Origin of the sequence: Caulobacter sp. LjRoot300, from assembly GCF_964253875.1 — a bacterium.
Classification (GTDB): Bacteria; Pseudomonadota; Alphaproteobacteria; order Caulobacterales; family Caulobacteraceae; genus Caulobacter.
Genome location: NZ_CAXUSA020000008.1, coordinates 22,420 through 46,064 on the forward strand (window position 1 = coordinate 22,420; position 23,645 = coordinate 46,064).

Annotated in this window: 26 protein-coding genes; 17 read left to right on the plus strand and 9 right to left on the minus strand. The window is 68.5% G+C overall.

What is annotated here, in order from left to right; translation table 11 throughout:
- Positions 1 to 478 precede the first annotated feature (478 nt).
- Positions 479 to 2,020 (plus strand): cell division protein FtsZ, encoded by a 1,542-nt coding sequence (ftsZ, locus tag ACSQ2G_RS21400; RefSeq protein ID WP_436034349.1) that lies wholly within the window; start codon positions 479 to 481, stop codon positions 2,018 to 2,020.
- Positions 2,021 to 2,189: 169 nt separating this feature from the next.
- Entirely contained in the window at positions 2,190 to 2,660 is a 471-nt protein-coding gene (locus tag ACSQ2G_RS21405) for an Lrp/AsnC family transcriptional regulator (RefSeq protein WP_056760809.1), read from the plus strand.
- A 62-nt stretch (positions 2,661 to 2,722) separates the two neighbouring features.
- On the opposite strand, the gene ACSQ2G_RS21410 is transcribed toward ACSQ2G_RS21405, so the two are convergent.
- Positions 2,723 to 3,508 (minus strand): alpha/beta hydrolase, encoded by a 786-nt coding sequence (locus ACSQ2G_RS21410; RefSeq protein ID WP_436034352.1) that lies wholly within the window; start codon positions 3,506 to 3,508, stop codon positions 2,723 to 2,725.
- Positions 3,509 to 3,794: 286 nt separating this feature from the next.
- The gene (locus ACSQ2G_RS21415; RefSeq protein WP_436034354.1) at positions 3,795 to 4,196 is read right to left on the minus strand and encodes a nuclear transport factor 2 family protein; all 402 of its coding nucleotides are present in this window, start codon (positions 4,194 to 4,196) and stop codon (positions 3,795 to 3,797) included.
- An 80-nt stretch (positions 4,197 to 4,276) separates the two neighbouring features.
- On the opposite strand from ACSQ2G_RS21415, the gene ACSQ2G_RS21420 reads away from it, so the two are divergent.
- From ACSQ2G_RS21420 to ACSQ2G_RS21455, 8 genes are all read left to right on the plus strand, one after another.
- Positions 4,277 to 4,717, plus strand: coding sequence for a MarR family winged helix-turn-helix transcriptional regulator (locus ACSQ2G_RS21420; RefSeq protein WP_436034356.1), 441 nt, complete (start codon positions 4,277 to 4,279; stop codon positions 4,715 to 4,717).
- Positions 4,718 to 5,466: 749 nt separating this feature from the next.
- The gene (locus tag ACSQ2G_RS21425) at positions 5,467 to 6,588 is read left to right on the plus strand and encodes a pyridoxal phosphate-dependent aminotransferase (protein WP_436034358.1); all 1,122 of its coding nucleotides are present in this window, start codon (positions 5,467 to 5,469) and stop codon (positions 6,586 to 6,588) included.
- Between the two features lie 99 nt (positions 6,589 to 6,687).
- On the plus strand, positions 6,688 to 7,749 hold the full coding sequence (gene hppD / locus ACSQ2G_RS21430; RefSeq protein ID WP_436034360.1) for a 4-hydroxyphenylpyruvate dioxygenase: 1,062 nt from the start codon (positions 6,688 to 6,690) through the stop codon (positions 7,747 to 7,749).
- Positions 7,750 to 7,918: 169 nt separating this feature from the next.
- Positions 7,919 to 9,202: a homogentisate 1,2-dioxygenase gene (gene hmgA, locus ACSQ2G_RS21435; RefSeq protein ID WP_436034362.1), complete on the plus strand. Its 1,284-nt coding sequence runs from the start codon at positions 7,919 to 7,921 to the stop codon at positions 9,200 to 9,202.
- A 41-nt stretch (positions 9,203 to 9,243) separates the two neighbouring features.
- Positions 9,244 to 10,251 (plus strand): fumarylacetoacetate hydrolase family protein, encoded by a 1,008-nt coding sequence (locus tag ACSQ2G_RS21440; protein WP_436034364.1) that lies wholly within the window; start codon positions 9,244 to 9,246, stop codon positions 10,249 to 10,251.
- Entirely contained in the window at positions 10,248 to 10,634 is a 387-nt protein-coding gene (locus ACSQ2G_RS21445) for a Rieske (2Fe-2S) protein (RefSeq protein ID WP_436034366.1), read from the plus strand. Before ACSQ2G_RS21440 ends, ACSQ2G_RS21445 begins: the two co-directional genes overlap by 4 nt.
- A gap of 106 nt (positions 10,635 to 10,740) precedes the next feature.
- Positions 10,741 to 10,977 carry a hypothetical protein gene (locus ACSQ2G_RS21450; protein ID WP_436034368.1) on the plus strand — a complete coding sequence of 79 codons (237 nt, stop codon included), beginning with the start codon at positions 10,741 to 10,743 and terminating at the stop codon, positions 10,975 to 10,977.
- A gap of 172 nt (positions 10,978 to 11,149) precedes the next feature.
- Positions 11,150 to 11,695, plus strand: coding sequence for a GNAT family N-acetyltransferase (locus ACSQ2G_RS21455; RefSeq protein WP_436034370.1), 546 nt, complete (start codon positions 11,150 to 11,152; stop codon positions 11,693 to 11,695).
- 71 nt (positions 11,696 to 11,766) lie between these two features.
- Here the strand turns inward: ACSQ2G_RS21455 and ACSQ2G_RS21460 are convergent, their stop codons facing one another.
- The 3 genes from ACSQ2G_RS21460 to ACSQ2G_RS21470 all read right to left on the minus strand — a co-directional run bounded on the left by ACSQ2G_RS21460 (position 11,767) and on the right by ACSQ2G_RS21470 (position 14,407).
- Complete coding sequence (locus ACSQ2G_RS21460) at positions 11,767 to 12,588, minus strand: flagellin (protein ID WP_436034372.1); 822 nt, start codon at positions 12,586 to 12,588, stop codon at positions 11,767 to 11,769.
- Between the two features lie 369 nt (positions 12,589 to 12,957).
- Complete coding sequence (locus ACSQ2G_RS21465) at positions 12,958 to 13,779, minus strand: flagellin (RefSeq protein WP_436034374.1); 822 nt, start codon at positions 13,777 to 13,779, stop codon at positions 12,958 to 12,960.
- A gap of 283 nt (positions 13,780 to 14,062) precedes the next feature.
- Positions 14,063 to 14,407, minus strand: a complete 345-nt coding sequence (locus tag ACSQ2G_RS21470) for a hypothetical protein (protein WP_436034376.1) — start codon at positions 14,405 to 14,407, stop codon at positions 14,063 to 14,065.
- Positions 14,408 to 14,502: 95 nt separating this feature from the next.
- Between ACSQ2G_RS21470 and ACSQ2G_RS21475 the strand changes: the two genes are divergently transcribed.
- Positions 14,503 to 15,483, plus strand: a complete 981-nt coding sequence (locus tag ACSQ2G_RS21475; RefSeq protein WP_436034378.1) for a helix-turn-helix transcriptional regulator — start codon at positions 14,503 to 14,505, stop codon at positions 15,481 to 15,483.
- An 18-nt stretch (positions 15,484 to 15,501) separates the two neighbouring features.
- Here the strand turns inward: ACSQ2G_RS21475 and ACSQ2G_RS21480 are convergent, their stop codons facing one another.
- The 3 genes from ACSQ2G_RS21480 to ACSQ2G_RS21490 are packed head-to-tail and all read right to left on the minus strand — an operon-like array spanning position 15,502 to position 17,246.
- Positions 15,502 to 16,365, minus strand: a complete 864-nt coding sequence (locus ACSQ2G_RS21480; protein WP_436034380.1) for an alpha/beta fold hydrolase — start codon at positions 16,363 to 16,365, stop codon at positions 15,502 to 15,504.
- 24 nt (positions 16,366 to 16,389) lie between these two features.
- Positions 16,390 to 16,647, minus strand: a complete 258-nt coding sequence (locus ACSQ2G_RS21485) for a helix-turn-helix domain-containing protein (protein WP_436034382.1) — start codon at positions 16,645 to 16,647, stop codon at positions 16,390 to 16,392.
- Positions 16,647 to 17,246, minus strand: coding sequence for a DUF2975 domain-containing protein (locus ACSQ2G_RS21490; RefSeq protein ID WP_436034384.1), 600 nt, complete (start codon positions 17,244 to 17,246; stop codon positions 16,647 to 16,649). Before ACSQ2G_RS21490 ends, ACSQ2G_RS21485 begins: the two co-directional genes overlap by 1 nt.
- A 199-nt stretch (positions 17,247 to 17,445) precedes the next feature.
- On the opposite strand from ACSQ2G_RS21490, the gene ACSQ2G_RS21495 reads away from it, so the two are divergent.
- Positions 17,446 to 17,847 carry a YciI family protein gene (locus tag ACSQ2G_RS21495; RefSeq protein WP_436034386.1) on the plus strand — a complete coding sequence of 134 codons (402 nt, stop codon included), beginning with the start codon at positions 17,446 to 17,448 and terminating at the stop codon, positions 17,845 to 17,847.
- Positions 17,844 to 19,097, plus strand: coding sequence for an RNA polymerase sigma factor (locus ACSQ2G_RS21500; protein WP_436034388.1), 1,254 nt, complete (start codon positions 17,844 to 17,846; stop codon positions 19,095 to 19,097). Before ACSQ2G_RS21495 ends, ACSQ2G_RS21500 begins: the two co-directional genes overlap by 4 nt.
- Here ACSQ2G_RS21500 and ACSQ2G_RS21505 read toward each other — a convergent pair.
- On the minus strand, positions 19,094 to 20,110 hold the full coding sequence (locus tag ACSQ2G_RS21505; RefSeq protein ID WP_436034390.1) for a DNA topoisomerase IB: 1,017 nt from the start codon (positions 20,108 to 20,110) through the stop codon (positions 19,094 to 19,096). The two genes, ACSQ2G_RS21500 and ACSQ2G_RS21505, sit on opposite strands and share 4 nt — an antisense overlap.
- Before the next feature lie 186 nt (positions 20,111 to 20,296).
- On the opposite strand from ACSQ2G_RS21505, the gene rlmJ reads away from it, so the two are divergent.
- From rlmJ to ACSQ2G_RS21525, 4 genes are all read left to right on the plus strand, one after another.
- Positions 20,297 to 21,118 carry a 23S rRNA (adenine(2030)-N(6))-methyltransferase RlmJ gene (gene rlmJ / locus ACSQ2G_RS21510; protein ID WP_436034392.1) on the plus strand — a complete coding sequence of 274 codons (822 nt, stop codon included), beginning with the start codon at positions 20,297 to 20,299 and terminating at the stop codon, positions 21,116 to 21,118.
- The gene (gene chrA / locus ACSQ2G_RS21515; protein ID WP_436034394.1) at positions 21,115 to 22,392 is read left to right on the plus strand and encodes a chromate efflux transporter; all 1,278 of its coding nucleotides are present in this window, start codon (positions 21,115 to 21,117) and stop codon (positions 22,390 to 22,392) included. Before rlmJ ends, chrA begins: the two co-directional genes overlap by 4 nt.
- A gap of 82 nt (positions 22,393 to 22,474) precedes the next feature.
- Entirely contained in the window at positions 22,475 to 23,089 is a 615-nt protein-coding gene (locus tag ACSQ2G_RS21520) for a hypothetical protein (protein ID WP_436034396.1), read from the plus strand.
- Between the two features lie 79 nt (positions 23,090 to 23,168).
- Complete coding sequence (locus tag ACSQ2G_RS21525; protein ID WP_436034398.1) at positions 23,169 to 23,630, plus strand: DUF4112 domain-containing protein; 462 nt, start codon at positions 23,169 to 23,171, stop codon at positions 23,628 to 23,630.
- Positions 23,631 to 23,645: the final 15 nt, after the last annotated feature.

Genomic DNA, 23,645 nt, shown 5'->3' on the forward strand with positions numbered 1-23,645 from the left:
CGGGGCTCGCCCCGCTTCGCCGCCCACCGACGCAAGCTTGGCTGAGTCGCACGCCCTGGCGCGTGACTGTAAATTTTTGTGACCAAGCGAATTTTCCGTCTTGGCCAAGCTCGCCAAGAACAGCGACCAAGTCTTAACAGACCTTAAGCATGAACGTTTACGATCTAAGTGTCGGAAACACCTCACAGCCTAGTTTTCGAGGCCTCGAAAACCGGGTTTTCCAAAGGTTTTTCGGACAGCGGCGTTCCGTCGCACGAACCTTCGAGCTAGGTTGGGCGAGCGGGCGATTCCTCAGCGATTCCTTGGGATAACTGGATTTTTTCCCTGCCGTGGGGATCGACCCCGGGCCGACTCAGCTTATGCAGTTAACCACCGATTAAGGTTGGTGGTTGTTCTGTTAACCCGATCGTCGAGATGACTCCCGGCGGTTGATCCGCTCGGTAGTTGACGAATTCGGCGTTTAGGACGCGAGGGTCCCATGGCTATTTCTCTTTCCGCGCCGCGTACCACTGAACTGAAGCCGCGTATCGTGGTGTTCGGGGTCGGTGGGGCCGGTGGCAATGCTGTCAACAACATGATCGAGGCCGGCCTCGAGGGTGTTGAGTTCGTGGTGGCCAACACCGACGCGCAGCAGCTCCAGTTCGCCAAGACGGACCGTCGCATCCAGTTGGGCGTGCAGGTCACCCAAGGCCTGGGCGCCGGCGCTCACCCCGAAGTCGGCATGAGCGCCGCCGAGGAGAGCTTCCCCGAGATCGGCGAGCACCTGGACGGCGCGCACATGGTGTTCATCACCGCCGGCATGGGCGGCGGCACCGGCACCGGCGCGGCCCCGATCATCGCCAAGTGCGCTCGCGAGCGCGGCATCCTGACGGTCGGCGTGGTCACCAAGCCCTTCCACTTCGAAGGCCGCCACCGCATGCGCCTGGCCGACGCCGGCATCGGCGAGCTGCAGCGCTATGTCGACACCCTGATCGTCATTCCCAACCAGAACCTGTTCCGCGTCGCCAACGAGCGCACGACCTTCGCCGAAGCCTTCGGCATGGCCGACCAGGTGCTGCACTCGGGCGTCCGCTCGATCACCGACCTGATGGTCCTGCCCGGCCTGATCAACCTCGACTTCGCCGACGTCCGCACGGTCATGACCGAGATGGGCAAGGCGATGATGGGCACCGGCGAGGGCACCGGTGAGGACCGCGCCCTGATGGCCGCCCAGAACGCCATCGCCAACCCGCTGCTGGACGAAGTCTCGCTGAAGGGCGCCAAGGCCGTGCTGGTCAACGTGACCGGCGGCATGGACATGACCCTGCTGGAAGTCGACGAAGCGGCCAACGCCATCTCCGACCAGGTCGACCCGGAAGCCAACATCATCTTCGGCGCCGCCTTCGACCCGTCGCTGGACGGCGTGATCCGCGTGTCGGTGGTCGCCACCGGCATGGACGGCGCCTCCATCGCCCAGATCGAGCCCAAGCCCGTCTCGCGCAACACCACGGCCCAGCCGCTGATCGCCGAGACCCGCCCCCCCGCTCAGGCCGCCGCGCCGCAGGCCGCGCCGGCCCCGGTCGCCGCCGAGACCACCCGCCCGGGCATGCGCTACGAGCCGCGCCCGATCGAGCGTCCCGCCGCCGCCCCGGTCGCCTCCTACGCGCCGGAACCGGCCTATGAGGAGCCCGCCCCGATCGCCGAGGCCCAGGAAGACCTGCGCTTCGAGGAGCCGGTGATGGAAGAGCCGCGCGTCGCCGCGCCGGCCCCGCGCGTCACTCGCATCGTCGACCCGATGGTCGCCGAGGCCGAGGACGAGCCGCTGTACAGCGAGACCTACGAAGACCGCCGGGCCCAGAAGTCGGGCGGCTGGATGAGCCTGTTCGGCGGCGGTCGCCAGCAGCGCTACGAGCAGCAACCAGCCCCGGCGCCGCGCCAGACCGGTTCGGCCCGTCCGCAGTCGCAACCCCTGGACCAGCCGACCACGGACGAAGGCGAGGATCTGGAGATCCCGTCGTTCCTGCGCCGCCTGGCCAACTGAAAGTCCCGACAAGTTTAGTGGCGTAACAGTAAGCGTAAACGAGACCCCCGGGGCGAAAGCTCCGGGGGTTTTGCTTTGGCGGTCGCTGGCGGGGACAGGCGCATGCGCCTGTCCCCAATCGATGCTATGACCGTCACATCCTGCTAATTTTCCCACCACCCAGGTCACGATGAAGCTCACCCGCGCCGATCGGAAGATTCTGGAGATCCTCCAGCAGGACAGCTCGGTCACGAACGTCGAACTGGCCGAGCGGGTCGGCCTGTCGCCCAGCCCCTGCCTGCGGCGGGTCAAGCAGCTGGAGGCGTCGGGCCTGATCGCCGGCTATGTGGCGCTGCTGGACCGGCGCAAGGCGCGGCTGGACCTGCTGGCCTATGTCGAGGTCCAGGTCGACCGCCACAGCGAGACCGCCGCCGAGGCCTTCGCCGACGCCGTGCGCCGCGAGCCGATGGTGGTGGGCTGCCACGCCATGACCGGCGGCTACGACTACCTGCTGCGCGTGGTGGCCCCCAACCTCGACGCCTATGCCGACTTCACCATGAAGCGCCTGCTGAAGATGCCGGCGGTCAAGGACATCCGCTCGTCCTTCGTGCTGGAGACGATCAAGGACGCCACGGCGCTGCCGTTGGATTATCTGGAGTAGGGGGCCGGTCCGGTCCGTGGCCCGGCGCGATGGTGGCGGTAGGGGCGAGGACGCGCGCTTCGTCAGGGCCCGGGCGCGGGCCCAGATTCCGGCGCCCGTGGCAGGAGGGCGTGACCCAAGCCGCGGGTATAGGCTTCGAAGACGCCGCCGCTGTGACGTTCGCCTTCAACGATGCGGAATTGGTAGTCCAGTCCAGGATAGCGACGTGAAGCCAGGCGCTGATTGAAACGGATAATTCCGCTCAGATAAGCGGGCTGTTCATTCCCGCCTACCGTCATGAAGAGTCGTCCTTTCAGGCCGGCGCCCGACGCCGCGAATTTCTCTTCGTACCGGAAGAGCCAATCGTTTCCCAACGTCACGTCCGGTGTCGCCGCGACGTAAGCCTGGAACAGATCGGGGTCGCTGAGCATGGTGTATAGTGCGAACGTGCCGCCCAGCGAGGACCCCGCGAGAACGCGGTATGAGCGGTCGGTTCTATATTCGGCGTCTACGAGGGGGACGATCCTGGTCTTCAGTTCTCGCAGGAAGTCGGCGGCGTGCCCCGAGTTCTCGCCATTGTCTCCGAACGGCGCGGGCGCAAGCTCCCAGCGGCGCAGATCGCCGTAATTGAGGTTTTCGCCAGCGTAGCCCAGTCCAACCGTGATGAACTCCGGCGCCACCCGATCATATGCGAGCGCGCCGCCTATGAGCTTGATCTTCGCGAAGTCCCAATAGGCGTCGGTGACATAGACGACCGGATAACGCCTGGACGGGTCTTTGCCGTAGCTGTCAGGCAGGCCGACGTGCAGCTGGTAATGACGCCCATTGGCAGTGACGGGAAGCGCCCGGACCTGCGAATTGGCGATCACGTGTTCGGGAAAGGATTGTTGCTGCGGCCTTGCGGGAACGGCTGACCCGAAAAGCACAATCGAGCCTAGCACGCCGGCGCATATCGCCCTCATAACGCCCCGCTCCTATCGCGCTGGACACTTCCGAGCGCCCAACGGTTAGCACCAGCGGAACAGTATGTCACAGCAGCGAATAGAGGGCGGCAAGTGGCTGCTCGATCAAGCTAAGGCGACGCGCGGCCGCCCGAGGCTATCGTTCCGAAGGCGCTTTGACGCCCGCTGCGCGAAACCGCCCCCAATTCACCCTTCAGCCGACGTTCGGAAGATCCGCCTGCGGGTCCTCCTCGATGTCGAACCGCGCTACCTTGTCGCCATCGAAGCGGAAGACGTGGCCGATGGTCTTGTCCCTGAGGCTATGGGCCTGAGGACCATTCAGCGGGTTGCCGTTCAGGTCGCGAACGGTCTGGATGACGCGCGCCACGACCGCGCCGTCGGGACGGTGCTCGAAGCCGACCGGCGCGACATGAGGATCGACCACCCGCCACTGTGCCGTCCAGTAGGCGCGCAGGCGCTGGTGGCCATGCACATGGCCGCCGTCCATGCCGTTGGCCCAGGCGATTTCGGGGGCGAGGGCGCTCAGCACCCCGTCGATGTCGCGAGCGTTGAACCGCTCATAAAGGCGTTCGAGAAGGGCGGCTCGCGGGTCCATAGGCTTGCTCCAGACAATTACATATGTGCATATGTAATTGCGCAGCGACGACGACGGCAAGAGGAGATGACAACGCGGCGATGACCCAGGATGTGCTCTCCACGCCCGGCCACCTGATCAGCCTGGCGGCGCGCGCCTTCGCCCGTCTCAGCGAATCGCGGCTCAAGCCCTTGGGCTTCGGGATCGGCCACCTGCCCGTGCTGGTCGCCCTGCGCGACGGAGAGGCGAGCACGCAGGCCGAGTTGGCGCGTGTCGCCCGCACCGAACAGCCGCCGATGGCGCAGATGCTGGCCCGAATGGAGCGCGACGGCCTGATCGAGCGCACGCCCGATCCCACCGACGGCCGCCGGGCGCGGGTCACCCTCACCGACGCCGCGCGGACGCGGATGCCCGACGCCGTGGCCGTGTTGCTGGCCGGGAATGCTCAGGCGCTGGAGGGCTTCAGCGAACGGGAGGCGCTGCAATTGGAAAAGCTGCTCAAGCGACTGATCGCCAATCTCGATCGGATCACGGGGGCATGAGGCTTTGCGCTCGGCGGATAGCGAACAAAGTTCAGCGATGTCAACGTTCTGGACTTTTTCGACCCGGCTTTGTCCTCACCCTCCCAGACCGCCCCCATAATTGTCCTCGTCCCGCCGCAGGGGAGGCCGTCCAGCTGGCGACCTGACGGGCGGCGGGGGCGGTCGAGCGGGGAGCGTCCGCCGGCCGGCGTCGAAGGGCCCTTCGGGTCGGTCGGCGGAGCGTGGGGGTCCCGGACGGGGCCTCGGGCGATCCGGACCAGACGGCGGGAACACCCCCTCGGGGCCGAACGGCGAAACGCACCAGGCGCGGGCTGAAATCGCCCGCGCGGTCCAGGACGGAGCCAACGTCCTGCCCGCCGGGGGCCTCCATCGGAGCGGGTTAAAAATCCGCGATCCGAAGGCTCTCGTCCACCGGCCGCGCGGAGCGCCCGTGACGTGTCGAAACGGTACTCTCCAAACTCTACACCGGGCGCGCCCCGGACGTTCCGCCGCCTCCCCAGCCTGCCGGCTCCCTCCGGCCGGGGACATGCGCTCGCGCGTGTCCCCAAGCCTGCTCCGTGCGCCCGTTGGGGACACGCCCAAGGGCATGTCCCCGGTCGCTTCTCTCATGGAGCGGTCCCGAATATACAATGTTTGCAACAATATTGGCATAATATGACCATATGCGGTTTGATTACGGTCATCATCGCCACACTTCGTCGCCGCGGAAGCCCTATCCTGCCGGTCGAACCCTTTCCGGAGCGCGGCGCATGCTGGTTGTCGATCAAAAGTCCCTGTCGCCCGCCCTGGTCTCGCCGGTGCGTCCGGCGCTGGAGGGCGTGGGCGCCTACAAGGCCGGCATGACCCTGGCGGAGGCGGGACGCCTGGCCGGCCGCGCCGACCTGTCCAAGCTGGCCAGCAACGAGAACCTGCTGGGGTGCAGCCCCAAGGTCGCGCAAGCGGTGCAGGAAGCCCTGGCCAGCCCCGAGATCTATCCCGACCCCTATTGCGAGACCCTGCGCGCCGCGATCGGCGCGCGGCTGGCGGTCGATCCGGCCCGGATCGTCATGACCCCGGGCTCCGAGGCCCTGATCGACTACCTGTTCCGCGCCGTGCTGCATCCCGGCGACAGCATCCTGCTGTCCTCGCCGACCTTCCCGGCCTACGAGATCTTCGGCCGCTGCGCCGAGGCCAGCCTGATCGACGTGCCGCGTCTCCAAAGCTTCGACCTCGACGTCGAGGCCTTCAAGCTGGAGGCGGCCAAGGGCCCCAAGCTGCTGGTGCTGTGCACGCCCAACAACCCGACCGGCGCGGCCCTCTCCGGCGTCGACCTGGCCGAGATCCTGGCCGTCACCCCGCGTTCGACCGTGGTCTTCATCGACGAGGCCTATCGCGAGTACCATGAGCCCTTCGACACCCTGGCCCTGCTGAAGGCCTGGGGCGGGACCTGGGTATCGGGCCGCACCTTCTCCAAGGCCTACGGCCTGGCCGGCCTGCGGGTGGGCTACGGGATCTGCTCGTCGGCGGAATTGGTCGGCTATCTGGACCGCATCCGCCCGCCATTCAACGTCACCGCCATCAGCCAGGCCGCCGCCCTGGCCGCCTGGAACGACGTCGAGCACCTGGAGCGCACCGTGGCCCTGACCATCGCCGAGCGCGGCCGCGTCGAGGCGACGCTGGACGCCCTGGGCGTGGAGCGCACCCGAAGCGCCGCCAATTTCGTGTTCCTGCGCAGCCCGGCCGGCGCCGAAGCCACCGCCGCGCGCTTGTTGCGCGAAGGGCTCATCGTCCGTCCCACGCCAGTGCCCGGCGGCTGGGTGCGGATCACCATCGGCCGCCCCGCCGACAACGACCGCCTGATCGCCGCCCTGCCGGCGGCCCTGGCCGTGTGACGGAGATCGCGCCGCCGCTGCATTCGCCCTCATCCGGAGCTTGTCGAAGGACGAGGGCGCACCACCTTTCCATCACGATCGCTTCGCTGGAGCCATCCCATGACGATCACCACCGAAAACCCCCTGGGCCTCGACGGCTTCGCCTTCGTCGAGTTCACCAGCCCCGAGCCCGCCGCCATGAAGGCGCTGTTCGAGCAGCTTGGTTTTGTCCCAGCCTCGACCCATCCGACCAAGGCCGTGACCCGCTACAAGCAGGGCCGCATCAACCTGCTGGTCAATGACGAGCCCGCCGGCCAGGTGGCCGAGTTCCGTGCCGCCCACGGCCCCTCGGCCAACGGCATGGCGTTCACCGTCGCCGACGTCGACCAGGCCTATGCCGAGGCCCTGAAGCGGGGCGCCGTGGCGGCCGACGCGAGCCTGACCGTGCTGGGCGAGGGCGCGCGGGTGCTGGAAGGCATCGGCGGCTCGATGCTGTACCTGGTGGCCGGTCCGGACGCGGTGTTCTCCAGCTGGACGCCGGTCCCCGGCGCGGCCGAGGCCGAGGCGGCCAACAGCGTGGGCCTCGACCTGCTGGACCACCTGACCCACAACGTCCGCCGCGGTCAGATGCGCACCTGGTCGACCTTCTACCGCGACGTCTTCGGCTTCGAGGAGCAGAAGTATTTCGACATCAAGGGCCAGGCCACCGGCCTGTTCAGCCAGGCGATGATCGCCCCCGACAAGGCCATCCGCATCCCGCTCAACGAGAGCCAGGACGACCAGAGCCAGATCGAGGAGTTCATCCGCCAGTACAACGGCGAGGGCATCCAGCACCTGGCCCTGACCACCGACGACATCTACGACACGGTCGAGAAGCTGCGAGCCCGGGGCGTCAAGCTGCAGGACACCATCGAGACCTATTACGAGCTGGTCGACAAGCGCGTGCCCGGCCATGGCGAGGACCTGGAGCGCCTGAGGAAGAACCGCATCCTACTGGACGGAAAGGTCGGCGAGGAAGGCCTGCTGCTGCAGATCTTCACCGAGAACCTGTTCGGGCCGATCTTCTTCGAGATCATCCAGCGCAAGGGCAACCAGGGCTTCGGCAACGGCAACTTCCAGGCCCTGTTCGAGAGCATCGAGCTGGACCAGATCCGCCGCGGGGTGATCACGGTCGAGGCTTAGGGCTTTCTCCCGAATTCCCCTTCCGTGTCATCCCGGCCGAAGCGTAGCGTAGAGCCGGGACCCAGGGGACCGGGCTGATGCGGTGCGGTTCCCCTGGGTCCCGGACAGCCTCTGCGAGGCTTCCGGGATGACAACGATAAATGACGGCCAGAGGGTCACGGAAACGCTCATGGACCTCCAGTACCAATCCGGCTTCGGCAACCACGTCTCCAGCGAGGCCGTGCCCGGCGCCCTGCCGGTCGGGCAGAACTCGCCGCAGAAGCCACCGTTCGGCCTCTATGCCGAGCAGCTGTCGGGCACGGCCTTCACCGCGCCGCGCCACGAGAACCGCCGCAGCTGGCTCTACCGCCTGCGGCCCAGCGCCGGCCACGGGCCCTATGCGCCCTACATCCAGGAGGCCCTGGCGAGCGGGCCGTTCGATGCTGCGGTCCTCACCCCCAACCGGCTGCGGTGGGACCCGCTGGAGGTTCCCCAGACGCCGACCGACTTCGTCGACGGCCTGGTCACCCTGGCCGGCAACGGCGACGTCGCTGTCCAGCAGGGCATGGCCGCCCATCTCTACCTGGCCAACAGCTCGATGATCGATCGGGTGTTCCAGAACGCCGACGGCGAGCTGCTGATCGTGCCGCAGCAAGGGCGCTTGCGCTTCGTCACCGAGCTGGGCCTGATCGACGCCGGCCCCGGCGAGATCGTGGTCATCCCGCGCGGCGTGCGGTTCCGGGTCGAGCTGGACGGCCCGTCGCGCGGCTATGTCTGCGAAACCTACGGCCAGGGGTTCCGCCTGCCCGAGCTGGGACCGATCGGTTCGAACGGCCTGGCCAACAGTCGCGATTTCCTGATCCCGGTCGCGGCCTTCGAGGACATCGACCACCCCACCCAGGTGATCCAGAAGTTCCAGGGCGGCCTCTGGGCCGCGATCTGGGACCACAGCCCGCTGGACGTGGTGGCCTGGCACGGGAACCTCGCGCCCTACAAGTACGACCTGGCGCGGTTCAACACGATCAACACGGTCAGCTTCGACCATCCCGACCCGTCGATCTTCACCGTGCTGACCGCGCCCAGCGAGATCCCGGGCACGGCCAATATCGACTTCGTGATCTTCCCGCCGCGCTGGATGGTGGCCGAGCACACCTTCCGGCCGCCGTGGTTCCATCGCAACGTGATGAGCGAGTTCATGGGGCTGGTCACCGGCGCCTACGACGCCAAGGCCGGCGGCTTCTCGCCCGGCGGGGCCAGCCTGCACAACATGATGAGCGACCATGGCCCAGACGTCGCCAGCCACAAGGGCGCGACGGAGGCGGAACTCGGGCCGCACAAGATCGACGGGACCATGGCCTTCATGTTCGAAAGCCGCTGGGTGATCCGGCCGACGAAGTTCGCGCTGGAGACTTCAGCGCTTCAGGCCGACTATGACGCCTGCTGGACCGGCTTTCCGAAGGCCAAGCTGCCCTAGGACGCCGGTCGGCCCAACAACGAAGCAAAGAGGAAGCGCCCATGAAGCTTGCGTCCCTGAAGGGCGGCCGCGACGGCCGGCTGGTGGTGGTCTCCAACGACCTGGCCTGGTTCACCGACGCCGGAACGATCGCGCCGACCCTGCAAGCCGCCCTCGACGACTGGGAGCGCTGCGAGCCGATGCTGAAGGCCCTGGCCGAGAGCCTCGAGCACGGGGGCGTGCCCCAGGAGCGCTTCCACGAGCACGAGGCCGCCAGTCCCTTGCCCCGCGCCTACCAGTGGATCGACGGCAGCGCCTATGTGAACCACGTGCAGCTGGTGCGGCAGGCTCGCGGAGCGGAGATGCCCGAAAGCTTCTGGACCGATCCGCTGATGTACCAGGGCGCCTCGGACGGCTTCCTGGGGCCGCGCGACACCATCCCGCTGGCCAACTCGGCCTGGGGCTGCGACCTGGAGGGCGAGGTGGCGGTGATCGTCGGCGACGTGCCGCTGGGGGCGACCCGCGAGGAGGCCCTGGAGGCCATCACCCTGGTCATGCTGGTCAACGACGTTTCCCTGCGCAACCTGATCCCGGACGAGCTGGCCAAGGGTTTCGGCTTCGTCCAGTCCAAGCCGGCCAGCGCCTTCTCGCCCGTGGCGGTGACGCCGGCCCTGCTGGGCGAGGCCTGGAAGGACGGCAAGCTGCACGGGGCGCTGCTGGTCACCCTGAACGGCGAGGACTTCGGCAAGGCCGACGCCGGGGTCGACATGACCTTCGACTTCGCGACCCTGGTGGCCCACGCCGCCAAGACCCGCGCCCTGGCGGCCGGCACCATCGTCGGGTCGGGCACGGTCAGCAACCGCGGCCCTGACGGTGGACCCGGCAAGCCGATCGCCGAGGGCGGCGTGGGCTATTCGTGCCTGGCCGAACTGCGCACGGTCGAGACCCTCCTGAGCGGCGCGCCCAAGACGCCGTTCCTGATGGGCGACGACACGATCCGCATCGAGATGCGCGACGCCAAGGGCCATTCGGTCTTCGGCGCGATCGAGCAGACGGTCGAGCGCATTTGAGTCCAGGGGCCGCGCCCGAGACCGAGTCCGTCGGGCGGGTCTGGGTCACGCCGGCCGGCGTGACCCTGGGCCCGCTCGACCAGATCGCCGATCCCGGGGCGCGGAACTACGTGCTCCAGATCGGCGACAAGCGCTTCCACGGCTTCGTGGTGCGCCAAGGCGGGGCGGCGTTCGGCTATGTCGACCGCTGCCCGCACGCCGGCCTGCCGTTGGCCCAGGTGCTGGACCGATACCTGACCGACGACGGCCAGCTGATCGCCTGCTCCTGGCACGGGGCGCTGTTCGCGCCCGACACCGGCGCCTGCGTCGGCGGTCCCTGCGTCGGCGCGCGGCTGTCGCCGTGGCCGGTGCGGGTCGAAGACGGCCGGATCGTCACGGCCTGAGGCCTGCACGAAAACTCCACGCCGCCTTTCCCGTCCGTGGAAACCCGCGCCACGATCGAGCGATCTTGAGCCCTTAAGTCTGCTCCGTAGAACAGGGAGCCGACCGATGCCTTTCGCCCAGGTGCAGATGAACGACTACGCCGTGGTCATCCACGCGGGCAACGACGCCTGGACCTGGCAGGTGATGGACTTCGAGGCCCGCGTCGCCGCCAGCGGCGAGGCGCCGGACCGCGAGAGCGCCTGGCGCGGATCGGCCGCCGGTTCTGAGCCCGGGCAAGAGCTAGGCGACAGGCAAAAGAAAGGCCGCCTTCCACAGGAGAGAAGACGGCCGAAAGTCGCATAGGAGGAAACGCCCAGAAGGGCTGAAATCTCTATAGCTCAAGACCGCTTTCGTGACAACGTTGTCATGGAATTTTTTTCAGGCAGAGCTGAAAACCGTCGCTGCGGTGGTCGAACGGCCTTGGCGCGGGCGCGGCGGGCCGCCAGACTCGCGGCGATCCAGACGGAGCCGCCCCGTGAGCCTGACCCTTCGCCTCGCCGTTCCCGAGGACCTGCCCGCCCTGCGTGAGCTGATGAACGCCTCGATCGGCGAACTGCTGAGGCCCTTCCTGGCCCCGGACGAGGTGGCGGCCTCGTTCGACGTCATGGGGCTGGACAGCCAGTTGATCGCCGACGGCACCTATTTCGTCGTGGAGGATGATGGAGACCTGGCCGGTTGCGGCGGCTGGAGCCGGCGGGCCACCCTGTTCGGCGGCGACCATTCGGCCGGGCGCGACGCGGCCCTGCTGGATCCGGCCCGCGACGCGGCCAGGGTGCGGGCGATGTACACCCACCCCGACCACGTCCGCAAAGGCGTCGGGCGGCTGATCCTGGACGCCTGCGAGGCCGCGGCGGCGGGGGAAGGGTTCACGCGCTGCGAACTGGCCGGAACCCTGGCCGGCGAGCCGCTGTACAGGGCCTGCGGCTATCGCGAGATCGAACGGTTCCTCGCGCCGACCTCCCGCGGGGTGCAGGTGCCGTTGGTGCGGATGGGCAAGGCGTTGCCAGCGGCCGCCCAATAGGCGGGGCTGGCCCATGGAAAAAGGGCGGGTCCGAGGACCCGCCCTTCCTACGCTTACGCGGTACGCTGTGCTTAACGGAACAGGCTGAGGATCGACGACGAGGACTGGTTGGCGATCGACAGCGCCTGGATGCCCAGTTGCTGCTTGGTTTGCAGCGACTGCAGCTTGGCGCTTTCCTTGGCCAGGTCGGCGTCGACCAGGTTGCCCACGCCGGCGTCGAGGCTGTCCTGCAGCTTGCCGACGAAGGTCAGGTGGGTGTCCAGGCCGGTCGAGCTGGTGCCCAGCGAGGCCAGCTTGTTGGTCGCCGTGCCCAGGGCCTTGCTGACGCTGTCGATCATCGACTTGGCCGAGGCGGCGGTCGTGAACGTCGCGTTGGCCGACAGGCCGATGCCCGTCAGCGACAGGGTCTTGGCGGTGACCGTGAACTGCGAACCGTCGGCGTTGGCCAGGAAGGCCAGCTTGGTGGTCGTGCCGTCGGCGATCGAGACGCCGTTGAACTTGGCGTTGGTGACGGCCTTGGTGATCTGGTCGCGCAGGCTGTTGAAGTCCGACTGCAGCGCATTGAACGAAGCGGTGTTCAACGAGGTGTCGGAAGCGGCCAGGGCCTTTTCCTTCATCTTGCCCAGCAGGTCGGTGACGGTGTCGCCGGCGGCCAGGGCCACGTCGATGGTCGACTGGCCGCGTTGCAGCGAGTCCTTCACGGCGTTCAGCGAGCCGGCGGTCGAGGACTGGTTCTTGGCCATCGCCCAGATCGCGCCATTGTCCTTGGCGCTACCGACCTTCTTGCCGGTGTTGATGCGTTGTTGCGTGACCTGAAGTTCGCTGTTGGTGGCGTTCAGGTTTTGCAGGGCGATCATCGCGCCCGAGTTGGTGTTGATGCTGTTCAGAGCCATTTCGGCGGTTTCCCATTCAAGGTTGCCGACGTCGTTTTGACGGTCGGGAGCATTTTGCTCGTCGCCAGCATCCACGGTCGTGCTTTCGATATTGTAAAAGTGTCGCAGCTATTTTCGCGGCGTGGATAATGTCTCGTTAGTCAATTCGATTCGACGCAAGTCCTGGTGTTGAATCGAGTTCTTGTGACTGAGAGTCCTGGTGAGAATCTTAACCTGGCGTTGACTCTGCTGGCTGGGAGGCTGTTCCTGGCAATACAACATCTGGTAGCGCCGGCTCGGCGCGGGGCGAGTCTTGCGTGCATGCGCAAAGGAAAAAGGGCGGATCCGAGGATCCGCCCTTCAAGGTGCTGAACTCGACGTCCGAACCGCTTAGCGGAACAGGCTGAGGACCGACTGGCTCGACTGGTTGGCGATGGACAGCGCCTGGATGCCCAGCTGCTGCTTGGTCTGCAGCGACTGCAGCTTGGCGCTTTCCTTGGCCAGGTCGGCGTCGACAAGGTTGCCCACGCCGGCGTCGAGGCTGTCCTGCAGCTTGCCGACGAAGGTCAGGTGGGTGTCCAGGCCGGTCGAGCTGGTGCCCAGCGAGGCCAGCTTGTTGGTCGCCGTGCCCATGGCCTTGCTGACGGTGTCGATCATCGTCTTGGCCGCGGCGGCGGTCGTGAAGGTCGAGGTGGCCGACAGGCCCAGGCCGACCAGCGACAGGGTCTTGGCGTTGACGGTGAACTGGGTGCCGTCGGCGTTGGCCAGGAAGGCCAGCTTGGTGGTCGTGCCGTCGGCGATCGAGACGCCGTTGAACTTGGCGTTGGTGACGGCCTTGGTGATCTGGTCGCGCAGCGAGGTGAAGTCCGACTGCAGAGCGTTGAACGAGGCGGTGTTCAGCGAGGTGTCGGAAGCGGCCAGCGCCTTCTCCTTCATCTTGCCCAGCAGGTCGGTGACGGTGTCGCCAGCGGCCAGGGCCACGTCGATGGTCGACTGGCCGCGTTGCAGCGAGTCCTTCACCGCGTTCAGCGAGCCGGCGGTCGAGGACTGGACCTTGGCCATCGCCCAGATCGCGCCGTTGTCCTTGGCGTTGCCGATCTTCTTGCCGGTGTTGATGCGTTGTTGCGTGACCTGAAGTTCGCTGTTGGTGCTGTTCAGGTTCTGCAGGGCGATCATCGCGCCCGAGTTGGTGTTGACGCTGTTCAGCGGCATTCGACGTGTTCCTATTCAAGGTTGTCCGACGTCATTTTGACAGCCGGGAGCATTTTGCTCGTGATCAGGATGTCGGCCGCTCGTTTAAAATGGATGAACCCGGAACTTCTTGCTGGAGAAGGATTGCTGATCGGGAAAACTCCGCAGATCTATATCTACAATCTTAGGGCATGTGTCGATCTGACGCTATAACCGTCAGGGCCAGCAATTGCTTTGGATGGCGACAACTTGCCGGCGAGATCGCCGGGGCGAAGCCTGCGACCGAACGCCCGCCGATGGCGGTTCAGGCGCACAGCCGCTGCGGCGTCTGGTCGCGGTCGTCGGCTTCGAAAAGGTCGAAGGCTTCCTCCCAGGCCGCCTGTCGCGAGGCGCGCAAGGCCGCGTCGTCGATGATCCGGACGATCTGGTCCTCGCGGTCGTCCCACACCAGGCCGATGTCGGCGGCCCGTTCGGCGTCGCGGCCCAGCAGCAGGATGATGTCGGCCCGCAGCACGCGTTCGGGGCTCAGCCGCATCAGGGTGCGCCCGCCGCCGAGGTCGCGGTGGATGTCGGCGAAGCCGAGTACGGCCGAGATCATGGCGGCGCTGACCGGGGCGAGGTGCCAATCCTGGGTGAGAAGGCGGTTCATGGGCGAGGCTCCAGATCGGGCGTTCTGTCCGGCGGTTTCTTCAGAGTCGCTTTTGAAGGTGTTCTGCGTCAAAAACGGTCGTATAGAATCGGGCCATGCGACACGACAAGGCGACCCGACTTCTGGACCTGGCCCGGACGCTGGCCGGATCGTCCGAGGGCCTGACCCTGGACGAGATGGCGCGCGCCATGGGCGTGGGCCGGCGCACGGCCGAGCGCATGCGCGACGCCGTCTGGGCCGCCTTTCCGCAGATGGAGGCGATCGAGGATCCGCCGACCAGGCGCTTTCGCATTCCGTCCGGCCTGGACAGCCTGTTCCAGACCCCGACCGCCGAGGAACTGGCCGCCCTGCGCACCGCTGCCGACAGCTACGCCGCCGGCGGCGCCGAAGGGCGGGCGGCCGCCCTCTACGCCCTGGAGCGCAAGCTGCTGTCGGCCCTGCGCGGCGCGGCGCGGCGCAAGGTGGCCCCCGACGTCGAGGCCCTGGTCCAGGCCGAGACCATCGCCGTCCACCCCGGCCCCCGCCCGTTCGAGAGCGAGCAGGTGCTGACCGCCATCCGCACGGCCGTGAAGGGCCTGCAGGCCCTGTCGTTCCGCTACGAGGGCGGCAGCGCGCCGGGCCGGACGCGCAAGGTCACGCCCCTGGGCATCCTGTTCGGCCACAGCAACTATCTGGTGGCGACCGAGGGCAAGGACCCTCGTCCGCGCACCTTCCGCCTGGACCGCATGCAGGCGGTGGCGGCCCTGGACGAGCCGGCCCCGCCGCCCGAGGATTTCTCGCTGCAGGCCTTCGCCGACGAGAGCTTCGGCATCTATCACGGCCAGATCGAGGACGTGGTCCTGCGCATCGCGCCGGCCCGCGCCGACGACGCCCTGCGCTGGCGCTTCCATCCCAACCAGGTCGTGACCCAGGACCCGGACGGCTCGGTCACCGTCGCCTTCCGGGCCAGCGGCATGCTGGAGCTGTCCTGGCACCTGTTCACCTGGGGCGACGCGGTGGAGATCGTCTCGCCGCCCGGGCTGCGCGAGATGATGGTCGAGGAACTGAAGACGGCGCTGAAGGCGCATGAGAGCTGATCGCGCCCCGCGCTCTGGCTAGGGCTGTTCCTCGACAAAGGCGCGAATGATCTCGGCGAAGGTCGCCGGGCGTTCGAGATACAGAAAGTGGCCGCTGGCCGGTACGACCATCCTCTGGGCGTGCGGCATCAAGGTCTCCAGCGCTTTGGCCTGCTCCTGCACGTCCTTGATGTCGACCTCTCCGACCAGGATCAGGGTCGACGCCTGGATCTCGCCCAGGCGAGGTTTGGCGACGGCCAGCGGCCGCTCGCGCGCGCCGGCGCCCAGATTGCCGGGATTGGCCTTCAGCCAGGCCACCACCCGGGCGCGCTCGGCGTCGGCGGTCTTGGTCAGGATGTAGGGGTCCTTCACCGCGCCTTCCAGGTCGCCCATCTTCACCTTGGCGGCCAGGTTCAGGCTGCGAGCGATGAAGCCGAGCGAGACGTCGAAGCCGCTGACCCAGGGGCCGACCAGCACCAGGCGATCGACCGCCTCGGGATGAGCCAGGGCGTAGTCGACGGCGATCCCGCTGCCCGACGACGAGCCGACGAAGGTGGCGTGCTCCAGCCCGACCGCCTTCATCAGAGCTTCCAGATCCTTGGCCGGAGCATAGGCCGCCAAGGCGGGAGACGAGGCGCCATAGCCCCGGCGATCGTAACGCACGACCCGGAAGCGCTGGCACAGGATCGGCCAGACGTCGTCGAACGCGGCCGAGTGCAGGATGCCGTCGTGCAGCAGCACGATCGCCTTGGGGCCGGCGCCGCAAGTCTCGTAGGCCAGCGTCCCGCTGTCGACGGCCAGCGTGGCGCGGGTCGAGGTCGCGGGCTGGGCCGTCGCCATGCCGCCGCCAAGCAGCAGGCAGCCGAGGGCGATCGCCGCAACGGGCGTTGAAAACAGTCGCATCGATGTCTCCTGGGTGAAGCGCCGTCAGGCGCGCTTGAGCGTGTCCTGCTCGTGGTGGGGAAGCTGGTCCGGCGTTTCCTCGGGCGCGTATTCGAGGATGTCGCCCGGTTGGCAGTGCAGGAAGGCGCAGATCGCCTCCAGGGTCCCGAACTTCATGCCCTTCACCTTGCCCGACTTGAGCAGGGAGAGATTGGCTTCGGTGACGCCGATGGCGCGGGCCAGCACGTTGGAGCGCACCTTGCGCTTGGCCATCATCACGTCGAGGCGAAGGATGATCGGCATCAGATGAACGCCTCGCGGTCTTCCTCGATCTCGCGGCCGACCTGCATCACCTGGCCGATCACGAAGACCAGCAAACCCAGCACGAAGGCCTGTAGGCTGGCCATGTGGGCCCAGTTCTTGTCGATCTCGTAGCCCGTGGCGCTGAGGAACAGGTGGCAGACGAAGGGCGACAGGGCGTAGGCGCACAGCCAGCCGCCGATCCGACTGAAGCTTCGGCCGTTTTCGGGCGAGAACACCCGACCCCTGGCATAGAGGTGGAACAACGCGCGCAGGCTCCAGAACAGCATGATGATCGGCGTCGCGCGCACGACGCCGACCAGGCAGTAGATCAGCCGGTGCGGCAGCGGCAGTGAGCCGAAGGCGACCGAGTTGGGCGGGCCCTCGCCGATGTAGCAGTTGTCGGGCCCGATCCGGACCAACTCGCCCTTGTAGAACAGCATGGTGGCCAGGGCGGTGGCGAGGATCGCCGTCGACAGGACCAGCAGGCCGGCGAACAACCAGGCCAGGCCGTGGCTGCCCAGGCGCACGCGGCGCTGGGCGGCGGTCTCGGGCGCGGCGATCGTCTCGGCGCGCGGCTTGAGTTTGACGACGGTGTTCATGGCGTCCTCCCGTGACGCCAAGGTCGTTCTGAAATTTCTTTCTGTCAATCGATAATATCTTTGGCGCAGACTGGAGACGGCGCGTGTGCCGGATCGGCGGACTCGAAAAAAGTCGCGGGTCATGTCGAGAATGGCCGGACGGCTCCGACTTGCCCTCGAAAGCGCCGAAGGACGGCGCTCAAACCGATGGGAACCGACGATGAAGTACATTCTGATGATGCAGTTCGCCCTGGCCGAATGGAGGACCGACATGATCAACAACTGGCCGGCCCGGGATATCGAGGTCCACATGGAGCACCTGCGCAAGTTCCGCGAAGAGTTCACGACCTCGGGCGAGATGGTCGTGACCCATGGCCTGCTGCCGCCCGAGAACGCGCGGTTCGTGCGGGCGCGCCAGGGCGAGGCGCCGGAGGTCACGGACGGCCCGTTCCCCGAGACCAAGGAGTTCCTGGCCGGCTACGTGATCGTCGACGTCGAGACGCCCGAACGGGCCTACTACATCGCCTCGCGCTGGTCCGAAGGCCCGGGCCCCGGCGGCAAGCCGCTGAACCTGCCGGTCGAGGTGCGGCGGGTGATGTCGCCCAGCGGCGAGGAAATGTGACAGCGGCGGCGCTGGACCGCCAGACGACGGACCTGCTGCGCGAACTGGCGCCGCGGGTCCTGTCGGCCGTGGTCCGCCGCTACCGAGACTTCGCGGCCGGAGAGGACGCGGTGCAGGAGGCCTTGCTGGCCGCCGCGCGCCAGTGGCCGCAGACCGGCGTGCCGGCCAACCCGGGCGGCTGGCTGGTGCAGGTCGCCTCGCGACGGATGACCGACCAGGTCCGCCGCGAGATCGCCCGGCGGCGGCGCGAGGCAGTGGCCACGGAGGGCGACGTCCAGGTGGTGTCGCCGTCCGAAGACCTGGACACCCTGGCCGGGCGCGATGACACGCTGAACCTGCTGTTCATGTGCTGCCACCCGGCCCTGACCTCGTCCTCGGCCATCGCCCTGACCCTGCGCGCCGTGGGCGGCCTGACGACGGCCGAGATCGCCAGCGCCTTCCTCGTGCCCGAGGCGACGATGGCCCAGCGCATCAGCCGGGCCAAGCAGAGCATCCGGGCCTCGGGCGCGCCGTTCGAGGCGCCGGACGCCACGGAGCGCGGCGAGCGGCTGCGGTCGGTGCTGCACGTGCTGTACCTGATCTTCAACGAGGGCTACGCGGCCAGCGCCGGGCCCGAGCTGCAACGCGCCGACCTGGCGATCGAGGCGATCCGGCTGGCGCGCGCCGTCCGGGCCCTGCTGCCGGACGACGGCGAGGTCGCCGGCCTGCTGGCCCTGATGCTGCTGACCGACGCCCGGCGCTCGGCGCGGACGGGGCCCGACGGCGAGCTGGTCCCGCTGGCCGAGCAGGATCGCGGCCTATGGGATGCGGCGGCGATCGCCGAGGGCGTGGCGCTGGTCGAGGCGAGCCTGGCGCGCGGCGCGGTCGGTTCCTACCAACTGCAGGCCGCCATCGCCGTCGTGCACGACGAGGCCGCTCGGGCCGAGGACACCGACTGGCCGCAGATCCTGGCGCTGTACGGCCTGCTGGAGCGGATGGCCGACAACCCGATGGTGCGGCTGAACCACACCGTCGCCTTGGCCATGGCGCAGGGACCGCGTGCCGGCCTGGAGCGACTGGCCGTGCTCGAGGGCGACAAGCGCCTCGCCGGCCATCACCGGCTGGCGGCCGTGCGGGCCCATTTGCTGGAGATGACGGGCGACAAGGCCGAGGCGGTCGCCGCCTATCGCGCCGCCGCGGCTCTGACGGCCAGCCTGCCCGAGCAACACTACCTGCTGGGCAAGGCGGCCCGCCTGGCCGAGGCGCCTTAGCCCGCCACCAGCTTCAGCAGCGCCAGCTCCTTGGCCCTGAGCGACGAAGCCCGCCGCCGGGGCAGCTGGCTGGTCTCGAAGGCTTCCAGCACCTTGGGATGGATATAGGCCGCGCGGCAGACGGCGGGCGTGTTGCCCAGCAGGCCGGCCACGGCCTTGACGCAGATGTTGAGCGTGCGCTTGGCCTCGGCCTGGGTCGTGGGCGGTGGACTCAGGCTGAGGGCCTCCAGCGCCGCCAGCGAGCCGTACCAGGTGCGGAAGTCCTTGGCCGAGAAGTCGTCGCCGCAGGCCGCGCGGATGTAGTCGTTGACGTCGCTGCTCTCGACCGCGTGGCGCTGGCCGTCCTCGTCGATGTACTGGAACAATCGCTGGCCGCGCAGCTCCTGGCAGGCCGCGACGATCCGGGCCAGGCGACGGTCGCGAAAGCCCGTCCTGTGCATCTTGCCGCTCTTGCCCTTGAACTCGAACACTGCCCAGCCGCCGGCCAGCTTCAGGTGGCGCTTCTGCAGGGTGGTGAGGCCGAAGCTCTTGTTGGTCTTGGCGTATTCGTCGTTGCCGACCCGGATCAGGGTCAGCTCCAGCAGGCTGACCACGGCGGCCAGCATCTTCTCGCGCGGCAGACCCCGGCGGGCCAGGTCGGCGGCCACGCGCCGGCGCAGCCGGGGCAGGGCGCGGCCGAAGGCGGCCATGCGGTCGTACTTGCGCGCGTCGCGATCGGCCCGCCAATCGGGATGGTAGCGATACTGCTTGCGGCCCTTCTGGTCGCGGCCGACCGCCTGGATGTGACCATTGGGATCGGGGCAGATCCAGACGCTGGTCCAGGCCGGCGGTATGGCCAGGGCCTTGATCCGATCCAGGGTCGCCTCGTCCTTCACGGGCCGGCCGTCCTCGTCGACATAGGCGAAGCCCTCGCCGCGGCGCAGGCGGCGGATGCCCCGCTCCTGGTCGTTGACATAAGCCAGCGGGATGCGTTCGGCGGGAAGGGTCTCGTGCGTGTCGCGGGCCACGGTCATCGGTCTCCGCGCGGATCCGAGCCCGACTTCCGGACACGGACGACTTTTTCGCCCCGGGCGGTGCGCGCGCCCCAGGTCAAGCTGACCTTGTCGCCCTTGGAAAAATACCGCGTCACCGAACGCTCCCAGCCTAATCTGCGCCAACGTGATAGACGGAGCGCCGGTTCCGGGAGCGACGCGCCAGACATGAACTACCGACACGCCTTTCACGCCGGAAACTTCGCCGACCTGCAGAAGCATGCGATCGTGCTGGCCCTGCTGAAGGCGCTGACCGGAGGCAAGACGCCGCTGTCGGTGATCGACACCCATGCCGGGGCCGGGGCCTACGACCTGGGCGGCGACATGGCCCAGCGCTCGGGCGAGGCGGTGGCGGGCGTCGGGCGACTGCTGGCGATGGATGAGGTCCCGACCGTGTTCGCGCCCCTGGTCGCGGCGGTGAAGGCGTTGAACGGCGGCGGCGCGGGATCGCTCTATCCCGGCTCGCCGCTGCTGATCGCGCGGGCCCTGCGCAAGACCGACCGCTACACCGCCTGCGAACTGCGGCCCGACGATTTCGACAGCCTGCGCCGCACCTTGGCGCCGTACGCCCTGGCCCAGGCCGTCAAGGACGACGGCTACGCCACGGCCGTCGCGCGGGCGGGACGGGGAGGGCGGACCTTCGTGCTGATCGACCCGCCGTTCGAGCGCAGCGACGACTACGCCCAGATCGTCGCCACGACAAAGGCGGTGCTGGCCCGGGACAAGGACGCGGTGATCGCCGCCTGGATGCCGTTGAAGGACCTGGAAACCTTCGACGCCTTCATGCGGGCGATGGAAACCGTCACGAACGATGCGCTAGCTGCGGAACTGCGCCTGCGGCCGCTGACGGATCCGATGAAGATGAACGGTTGTGCGATGGTCGTGGTCGGGGCGCCGAAATCCGCGGAAGGCGTGATCGCCGAGGTCACGACCTGGCTGGCCGACACGCTCGGCGACGCCGGCGCCAAGGCGCGGATCTGGCGCGCGTGACGACCGGCCAGCCCAGCTTTCGGGAAGCGTTCTGGGTCTGGCTCAAGGTCGGCTGCCTGGGCTTCGGCGGTCCGGCCGGCCAGATCGCCCTGCTGCATCGCGAGGTGGTCGAACGGCGCGGCTGGGTCGACGAGGAACGGTTCGCCCACGCCCTGAGCTTCTGCATGCTGCTGCCCGGACCGGAGGCCCAGCAACTGGCCACCTGGCTGGGCTGGCGGCTGCACGGCGTGCGCGGCGGGGTCGCGGCTGGCCTGCTGTTCGTCTTGCCGGGCCTGCTGGTGATGCTGGGCCTGTCGGCGCTGTACGTCGTCCACGGCCATGCGGCCTGGGCGGGACCGGCCTTGCTGGGACTAAAGGCGGCGGTGGTCGCCCTGGTGCTGCAGGCCCTGCTCCGCATGGGCGGCCGGGCGATCCGGGGCGTGGCCGGATGGTGGGCCGCGGGCCTGGCCTTCGCCGCCCTGACCTTCACCACCCTGCCCTTTCCGCTGATCATCCTGGCCGCCGGCGCCGTGGGCTGGGTCCTGGGCGGCGGCGTGGTCGCGGCCGAACCCGTGGAGGCCGGCGCGCGAACCCCCTGGCGGACGGCCCTGGTCTGCCTGGCCGTCTGGCTGGCGCCGGTGCTGCTGGCCCTGGCGCTGGCGCCGGGATCGACCCTGGCCCGGATGGGCGGGGTGTTCAGCGTCCTGGCCGTGGCCAGCTTCGGCGGCGCCTATGCGGCGCTGGCCTATGTCGGCCAGGCGGCCGGCGCGTTCGGCTGGCTGGCGCCGGGCCAGATGCTGGACGGCCTGGGCCTGGCCGAGACGACGCCGGGGCCGCTGGTGCTGGTCCTGGTCTTCGTCGGCTTCGTCGGGGCCTACCAGAACGCGCCGCCGGACTGGGCCTGGGTCGCAGCCCTGGCCGGCGGGCTGATGGCCGCCTGGACCACCTTCGCGCCGTCGTTCCTGTGGATCTTCGCCGGCGGACCGTTCTTCGACCGGCTGCGGTCGCGGCCCCGGCCCGCCCGCGCCCTGGCCCTGGTCTCGGCGGCGGCCGTCGGGGTGATCGCCAACCTCGCCGTCTGGTTCACGATCCATCTGCTGTTCCGGGTGGGGGCGGTCCGCGCCTGGGGACCGCTGCGGGCCGAGCTGCCGGACCTGGCCAGCGTCAACCTGCCGGCGGCGGGCCTGACCGTCCTGGCCTGCGGCCTGGTGTTCGCCGTCCGCGCCCCCATCCTGGCGGTGGTGGGGGCCATGGTCGCCGCCGGCCTGCTTCTGGGCGCGACCGGACTGATTTGATCCCAAGGTTGCGATTTTGCGACTCGCCAACGCCAAAACCGTGTTATGCTGCGCTGCAACAAGCGGTTGTTGGAGCTCGGCCATGACCCTGTCGTTCCTTCCCGAAATCCCCAAGATCGATCCTGAAAAGGGTCCGAACCTGATGGCCGGCGCGGCCTCGCCGCTGTGGCTGATGTTCGGCGGCGCGGCCATGGCGGGGGCCACCTGGTGGTGGTGGTCGGCCCGCTGGCGCGAGGCGGTCAATCTCGAGGCGTTCCTGGCGCCGACCCTGACCGGAGCCGCGCCCGCGCCTGAACCCGCCACGCTGGCGCCCGAGCCGGCCATCAAGGCCCCGATCGACCCCGTCACCGAGGCGCTCGTGCTAGCGCCCATTGACGCGGCCATCGCCGCCGACACGGTCGCCGAGGACGCGCTCGACACCGCCAAGACCGTGACGGCCGAGGCTCAGGAAGCCCTGGAAGCCGCCGTCGAGCCGGTCGCCGAGGCGGCCAAGTCGGCGGCCGACGACCTGACCCTGCTGGTCGGGATCGGTCCCAAGCTGGCGGCGTCGCTGGCCGACCTGGGCGTGACGCGCTTCGAGCAGATCGCCGGCTGGGGCGCCGACGACCTGGCTGACTTCGACGCCAAGCTGAACCTGCGGGGCCGCGCCGAACGGGACGCCTGGATCGCCCAGGCCAAGCGGCTGGCGATCCTTTAGCCACGCCCTGGAACGCCAGGAAGGCGCCAGGTCCGTTCGCCGGGCGACAACCAAGTCCGCGGCGGGGCGTTGACCTGACATGACCGAGCGCAGCGAAACCGTCGAGGGCTATGTCGTCGACGAAGGCCCCGCCAGCCAGCGCCAGAAGGCGCACCAGGCCTGGCGGCACGCCGAGACCATCAAGCGGCTCTCCGACCGGCTGATCGGCATTGGGCCGTTCGGCCTGGGACTGGACGGGGTCCTGGCTTGGGTGCCGTGGGCGGGCCTGGCCTACGGCCTGGGCGCGGGCGGCCTGTTGTTGTTCCACGCCGTGCAGGCCAAGGCGTCGGGGCCCACCCTGGCGCGGATGGCCGCCTATCTGGCCGCCGACAACCTGTCCGACACCGTGCCGGTGCTGGGCTGGGCCGTCGACACCCTGTTCCCCGGCCACCTGGTGGCGGCCAAGGCCTTGCAGAAGGACGTCGAGGCTAGACACGGCCTGCCCGAAGAGATCGACCCGAAGACCCGCAAGAAGCGCCGGGTGAAGAAGGCGCGGTCCTGATTCAAGTCGAGCGCG